Source organism: uncultured Caballeronia sp., from assembly GCF_964243625.1.
GTDB lineage: Bacteria > Pseudomonadota > Gammaproteobacteria > Burkholderiales > Burkholderiaceae > Caballeronia.
Genome location: NZ_CAXTGZ010000349.1, coordinates 1 through 6,490 on the forward strand (window position 1 = coordinate 1; position 6,490 = coordinate 6,490).

8 protein-coding genes and 1 pseudogene are annotated in these 6,490 nt (G+C 61.8%); 3 read left to right on the top strand and 6 right to left on the bottom strand.

Features of this window, described 5'->3' with window-relative positions; translation table 11 throughout:
- Positions 1-357: pseudogene (locus ACFFAR_RS21260) on the top strand (glycosyltransferase family 2 protein); the annotation flags it as partial.
- 15 nt (positions 358-372) lie between these two features.
- Here ACFFAR_RS21260 and ACFFAR_RS21265 read toward each other — a convergent pair.
- From ACFFAR_RS21265 to ACFFAR_RS21280, 4 genes are read right to left on the bottom strand one after another with little or no spacing between them, the layout of a single operon-like run.
- Entirely contained in the window at positions 373-918 is a 546-nt protein-coding gene (locus tag ACFFAR_RS21265) for a YbhB/YbcL family Raf kinase inhibitor-like protein (protein WP_256701145.1), read from the bottom strand.
- The gene (locus ACFFAR_RS21270) at positions 915-1,706 is read right to left on the bottom strand and encodes an anti-sigma factor (protein ID WP_174365520.1); all 792 of its coding nucleotides are present in this window, start codon (positions 1,704-1,706) and stop codon (positions 915-917) included. The genes ACFFAR_RS21265 and ACFFAR_RS21270 overlap by 4 nt, the downstream gene beginning before the upstream one ends.
- Positions 1,706-2,224, bottom strand: coding sequence for a sigma-70 family RNA polymerase sigma factor (locus tag ACFFAR_RS21275; protein WP_062000304.1), 519 nt, complete (start codon positions 2,222-2,224; stop codon positions 1,706-1,708). Before ACFFAR_RS21275 ends, ACFFAR_RS21270 begins: the two co-directional genes overlap by 1 nt.
- 58 nt (positions 2,225-2,282) lie before the next feature.
- Positions 2,283-2,651: a hypothetical protein gene (locus tag ACFFAR_RS21280; protein ID WP_256701143.1), complete on the bottom strand. Its 369-nt coding sequence runs from the start codon at positions 2,649-2,651 to the stop codon at positions 2,283-2,285.
- A 177-nt stretch (positions 2,652-2,828) separates the two neighbouring features.
- Between ACFFAR_RS21280 and ACFFAR_RS21285 the strand changes: the two genes are divergently transcribed.
- Positions 2,829-4,112: a CaiB/BaiF CoA transferase family protein gene (locus ACFFAR_RS21285; RefSeq protein ID WP_375508409.1), complete on the top strand. Its 1,284-nt coding sequence runs from the start codon at positions 2,829-2,831 to the stop codon at positions 4,110-4,112.
- Position 4,113: 1 nt separating this feature from the next.
- Here ACFFAR_RS21285 and cls read toward each other — a convergent pair whose 3' ends face one another.
- Together cls and ACFFAR_RS21295 are read right to left on the bottom strand one after the other, a co-directional pair.
- Positions 4,114-5,397, bottom strand: coding sequence for a cardiolipin synthase (cls, locus tag ACFFAR_RS21290; protein ID WP_062000301.1), 1,284 nt, complete (start codon positions 5,395-5,397; stop codon positions 4,114-4,116).
- Between the two features lie 64 nt (positions 5,398-5,461).
- Positions 5,462-5,905 (bottom strand): MarR family winged helix-turn-helix transcriptional regulator, encoded by a 444-nt coding sequence (locus ACFFAR_RS21295; RefSeq protein WP_062000300.1) that lies wholly within the window; start codon positions 5,903-5,905, stop codon positions 5,462-5,464.
- A 150-nt stretch (positions 5,906-6,055) separates the two neighbouring features.
- Between ACFFAR_RS21295 and ACFFAR_RS21300 the strand changes: the two genes are divergently transcribed.
- Positions 6,056-6,490: MFS transporter (locus ACFFAR_RS21300; protein ID WP_375508410.1), on the top strand; the 435-nt coding region annotated here is incomplete at its 3' end.

The window sequence follows — 6,490 nt, forward strand, 5'->3', positions numbered from 1 at the left end:
GTCAAGGCGTTCGATGCCCTGCAGCCCATCTACGGCCTGACGGCGTTTGCGTTGCTGATCGGGTTTATCGTGGAGCGGCGCGGCGCCGTGGTGCTGCCGATTTTCAGCGTGATCGGCGCGAAAATCCTGCTCGATTTCGCGTTTCACTTGTGGACCGTGCACCTGTACCGCCGATGGACCGGCGACACAGCCGGATCGAGCTTGTGGATGGCGGTTGTATCGGCGGTGGTCGAGCCGTTCACGTTCCAGTTGTTGCGCCACACGGGCGCGGCGCTGGGCTGGGTCGATTTCCTGGGACGTTCGCGCGCCTGGGGCGTGCAAACGAGAGCGGGTCTCGCCGCAGCCGATGAAACCTGACAGCCGCGACGCTGTTTAACGCGCGTAGCGAATCACCATACTCGACGTTGCCAGCACGTGATCCTTCATCGCGGCAATCAGCGTGTCGCGATTGAGCGCGGGCGGCATCGTTTCTCCGGCGAGATCCAGCGCGTAAGCCTGCACTACGTAGTGATGGGGTGCATCGCCGTGTGGGGGACATGGACCGTAATAGCCGTCTTTCCCCGTCCGGTTGATCCCGCCGATACTCCCCGCCGGCGGCGGTCCGCCTTCTTCGAGCGTTGTCACGGACGCCGGAATTCCATACATGACCCAATGCACGATGCCGAGGCCTTTGGCGCCATCGGGATCGTAGATTGTCACCGCGAAGCTCTTCGTACCCGACGGCACGTTGCGCCATGCGAGCGGCAACGAGACGTTCTTGCCGCCACAGTCCTGCGCGCTCGCGGCGTGGCGGGAATCGAGTGTGGCGTTATCGGAGAGGGTGGGTGAGGTGAGGGTGAAGCGGTTATCAGCGAGGGCCGCGGCGCTCAGGCCGAGCCCCGCGCACAGGGCAAGCATGTCAATCTTTCGAAGGTTCATTGCCATTTTTTAGGATCGCCGCCTAACGCGGCACAGGTATCGAAGGTGATCGCGCGCAGCTTTGCCTCGCCGATTTGTCCCGACAACGCATAACCCGCTTGTTCCGTGGTCCAGTAGAACGTGCGTCGCGTGCCGTCGCGCAACATGCGGATTGCATATTCCTCCCGACGCTTGCCCGTACTGCTCGTCATATAAAGCGTGAGACGCTCGCCGCTCGCGTTCTGATACATGAACTGCGCGGCAGGTCCGTCCTCGCCCGGCAACAGACGGCCGCCGACCAGTTCGAACCCGTATTCGTGCAGCGACGGAATCGTCAACGACCGGTTGAGCCGCTTCGAAAGCCACGTCACCAGATGATCTTCCTGTGACGCGGCGACTTCCACCGCGTGCCGCTGTTCAGGCGCGTACACGGCGTAAGCGATGTCCGCGCGCTGCGCGAACATCGGCGCAGGTTTGTCGCGACCGATCATCGGCAACATCATGTGCATCAGGAACCCGCACGCGATACCCACGGCCAGCCAGCTCGCCGCCATGAGATAACGCCGCCGCGGTCGCACGACGACCACTTGCGGTTCCTGGTCCGCCGTCCCGGCAAACAGCGCGCGCAATGCGTTGTCCTGCGCCCGATACGCCGCCACCGTCGCCGCGCTCTCCGGATCGCGGGCAATGCGCGCGGCGATTTCGGCGCGCTTGGCGTCCGTGGATTCATCGTCGATAAACGCCGACAGCGCTCGCAGCTCATCGGCTGAAGCGCTCGATTCCGGCCGGTCCGGATTTTCGGGTTTCATCATGTGCCACTCACGATTTTCAACGACGCCGATTTGCGGCCCGGTTCCTCTCCCAGCATCACGCGCATGTGTTCGCGTGCGCGGGAAAGGCGCGACATCACCGTTCCAGCCGGCACGTTCAGCACCGCCGATGCCTCCTGATAACTCATGTCCTCCACGCATACGAGCAGCATGACTTCGCGCTGCTCGACAGGCAGGCAATATAACGCGCGCTGCACGTCGCGCAGCACGAGGCCGTCCACTTCGCCAACGGGCGCGGCCATCTGGCGCCAGGGCGCGGTTTCATCGTCGACGGCAATGTCGCGCCGGCCCCGCAATTGATCGATGTAAAGATTGCGCATGATCGTGAAGAGCCATGCGCGCAGGTTGCTGCCCACGCGAAACGCGGCCGAGCGGCCGAGCGCGCGCTCCGTGACGTCCTGCACGAGGTCGTCGGCCCAGGCGCGGTCTCCCGTTAGCGCGCGCGCATAACGCCGCAACTGCGGGAGAATCCCAACGAGATCAGTATCGAAACTCAACGCCCTTCGCCCATCACGTGTTCAGGTTTGCTGTCCGGTCTCACTCGCGCCACATCTTTTATTGCTTCACCGTGTGCCACATGTCCTTGAAGTTCTCGCCCTTGGCATCGCCCGCCTTGGTGTCTTTCGCGAAGGTGTACACGCGCTTGCCTTTGTAAGCCCATTGTTTGCCGCCATCGGCGGTGGACATGACCGTCCAGTCGCCCTGCGGCTGGTCCGATGCATCTGCCATTGCCGCTGGCCATGCCTGCGCGCAGCCGCCCGAGCAGGCGCTTGGACCGGAGGCGGTGTCTTTGTCGAACGTGTAGAGCGTCATGCCCTTGGAATCGGTGTACATGCCGTTCGCGGCCACAGGCGGCGCGGCATGAACGGTCAGGCTGAACGTGGCGGCAAGCGCCGCGGCGAGCATCGGGATTCGCGTTTTCATTGTCTCTTCCATTTATCGATACGGTTTAAACGAACATCACCCGCGCAATATTCCGGCGGGCTGCGAATATTCTGGTCCGATTTGCGAAGGGCGGCAGAGTTTTCTCCATTCCAAAGCCGAATCACGGACGTCGCTACAATCGACACGTCCCCGTAACCCTGAAACAGACGAGGTGAAATGGTGCAGGACAGCAAGAAGTCATCGGCGGCGAGAAAGCGTCCACTCGACGGAATCCGTGTGCTGGATTTATCGCGCGTGCTGGCCGGGCCGTGGTGCACGCAAAATCTCGCGGATCTTGGCGCGGAAGTGTTCAAGATCGAACGCCCGGGTACGGGCGACGATACCCGCACGTGGGGCCCGCCGTTCCTGCGCGATGTCGACGGCAACAACACCTCCGAGAGCGCCTATTTCCTCTGCGCGAATCGCAACAAGCAGTCGGTCGCCATCGATATGAGTTCGCCGGAAGGCGCGGCGCTCATCCGTGAGTTCGCGAAATCCTGCGATGTGGTCGTCGAAAACTTCAAGGTCGGCGGGCTGAAGAAATATGGCCTGGATTACGTGAGTCTTTCCGAGCTGAACCCGCGGCTGGTGTATTGCTCGGTGACGGGTTTCGGTCAAAGCGGGCCGTTGTCGCAACGCGCGGGATACGACTTCCTGATCCAGGGCATGGGCGGCCTGATGAGCATCACCGGTGAACCCGACAGCGTGGCCGGCGGTGGTCCGGAGAAAGTCGGCGTGGCCGTGACCGACCTGATGGCCGGCATGTACGCGACCACGGGCATTCTCGCGGCCTTGATGGAGCGCGAGAAAAGCGGCCTTGGGCAACATCTCGACATCTCGCTGTTCGACGCGCAGCTCGCCATGCTCGCCAACCAGTCGATGAACTACCTCACCACCGGCATCGCGCCAAAGCGCATGGGCAACGCACACCCGAACATCGTGCCATATCAGACGTTCGCGGCGAGCGACGGCCATGTGATCGTTGCGTGCGGGAACGATGGCCAGTTTCGCGCGCTCTGCACGGCGATGAACGTGCCGGAGCTTGCCATCGATTCGCGCTTTGCGACCAACAGCGGCCGCAGCGTGAACCGCGCGGAGTTATTGCCGCAATTGGGCGCGGTGTTCATGACCCGCACGCGCGATGCATGGGTCGCGGCGCTCGAAGCGTGCGGCGTGCCGTGCGGACCGATCAACGACATCGAGCAGGCGTTCGGTTCGGAGCAGGCGATGTATCGCGAGTCGGCGCGCGAGATTGCGCATCCGGTTGCGGGCGTGGCGCCGACGGTGGCGAGTCCGCTGCGTTTATCGGCTACGCCGGTCGAATACAATCGGGCGCCGCCGATGCTCGGTCAGCACACAAGCGCAGTGCTGCGCGAGGTGCTGGGTATGACCGATGCGCAAATCAGTGAGTTGCAACAGGCCGGCGTAATAGGCGATCAGGCGATCAAGGCAAAGCGGTAGATTAAAGTTGCCAGTCAAGCAAGGGCACGGCCTTCTCGATCAGCTTTTCCATCGCGGGCCGATTGAGCCAGTCTTGATATGTGACTAGCTGGGACTTTTCGATATCCGCATCGAAGATCGCGCTTTGCTGCCGCGCGAACTCGCGGTCGTAGATATTGAGGTTGGCTTCGTCGTTGAGCTTGAACGAACGGCTGTCGAAATTCGTCGATCCCACCGATACCAAAAACTCGTCCACCACGAGCAATTTGCAGTGGAACATGGTCGGCTGATATTCGTGAATTTCGATGCCCGCCGCCAGCAGATCACCCCAGCACGCCCGCGAGGCTTCGCGTACCGTGTGGGTATCGATACGCTTTCCCGGCGTCACGATCCGCACTTTCACGCCGCGCCGCGCGGCTTCGACCAGCGCGTTGATCGCGAGGCCGTCCGGGACGAAGTACGCACTCGCCAGATCGATGCTTCCCGTCGCCGCCGTGATCGCCATCAGGTACATCAGCTCCATGTCGTCGGCGCCGTGCGTCGGCGAGCTGCTGAACATGTGCGCGACGCCGTTGCTCGCTTCGCCCTCCGGCAACGGTTTGACGTCAGGAAAGTACTTCGGACCGTGCAGCACGTCGCCGGTCACCTTGATCCAGTTGTCCATGAACACGGCCTGCATGTGCCCGACCACCGGTCCTTCCACGCGAAAATGCGTGTCGCGCCAATGCTTCTCGTCCTGCGCGTGGCCGGTCCATTCTTCCGCGATCCCCACGCCTCCGGTGAACCCCACGCGCCCGTCGATGATCAGCAACTTCCGATGCGTCCGGTTGTTCATGCGCCCGAGTCCAGTCCAGTGCGGCTTGTGATACTGCACGACCTCAGCGCCGGCCTGGCGCAATTGTTCCAGATACTTGTGGTCCATTTTCTTGCAGCCGACCCAGTCGAGCAGCACGTGCACGGCCACGCCCGAACGCGCTTTCTCCGATAACGCCGCCGCAAACTGTTCCCCGATTTCACCGGACCAGTAAATGAACGTTTCGAACGTGATGGTTTCTTTGGCCGAGCGGATGCCGTCGAGCATCGATGGAAAGATTTCGTCGCCGTTGAGCAGCACGCGATACCGGTTCCCCGATGTAACCGGCGGCCCGAGCAGCAGGCTCATCGAGCGGATGAATTGCGGGTCGTCGCTGGAATAGAGCCGGTCGATGTTGTGCTCGACCTTCTTCTCACCGCTTACGAAATTCGCCAGAAACACCACGACAATGAGCGTGATCAGAACCGTAAGCGGTATGACAAGAAAGAGCATGTCGAGTCCAAGGAGAGCGATGCGGGATTCGCCACGCCTTGCAGCAAGAGTCGGACCTTCTCCGCTATTCGTCCACGATCGTGCTGAGATTCAGGCGCACGCGGCGCAGCATGGAGATCAATAGCGCGCGTTCGTCCGCATCGAGGCCGGCCAGCGCTTCCGTCGCAACGGCGTCCCCGACTCGCCGTGCTCGGCCAAGCGCGCCTTCGGCCTTGGCCGTCATGCGCACCGTCCGCTCGCGGCGGTCATCAGGGTTTGAAAAGCGTTCTATCCAGCCGCCTTCTTCCATCCGGTCGAGCAAACGGCCCGCCGATATGGGCGCGACTTCCAGCAGGTCGGCGAGACGGGCCTGGTTTACATCGCCGAAGTGCGACAGATATGCGAGCGCGCGGCATTGCGCCCGCGTGAGATCGAGGGACGATTTCGCAAGTTCGTCGAAGCGCTTGCTGCACAAGCGCCCCACGTCCGAAATCAGAAATCCAAAGCGCTTGTCGAGGTGCGTTTCCATGCGCCGATTATACGAAAGATGCGCGCATTTACAGGCAGATAAGGCCGGCCGCGGTCTACGGGTTTATCCCGGTTATTGACATGTTGTGACAATCGATAGCCTGTTTATAATAAGCATGCTTACTATTTGATCCAACGATCCGGCGCCTGAATGTCCTCAGAATCAATCCCGTTGAGCGCTGCCGAAGCGCCGCTCAACCGGCCCATGCTGACTGTGTCGATCATGCTTGCCACGCTGATCCAGACGCTCGACAGCACCATCGCCAACGTTGCGTTGCCGCACATGCAGGGCACGCTGTCGGCGTCGCAGGACGAGATCACGTGGGTGCTGACGTCGTACATCGTGGCTGCCGCCATCGCAACTCCGCTCACCGGCTGGCTTTCCGACCGCCTGAGCACGAAGCGCCTGCTCATCATCTCGATAGGCGGTTTCACAGTTGCATCCGCGCTCTGCGGCCTTTCTGAATCACTCGGGCAGATTGTTGCGTCGCGGTTGCTGCAGGGAGTTTTCGGCGCGTCGCTCGTACCGCTCTCGCAATCCATCCTGCTCGACATCAACCCGCGCGAAAAGCAAGGCCAGGCGATG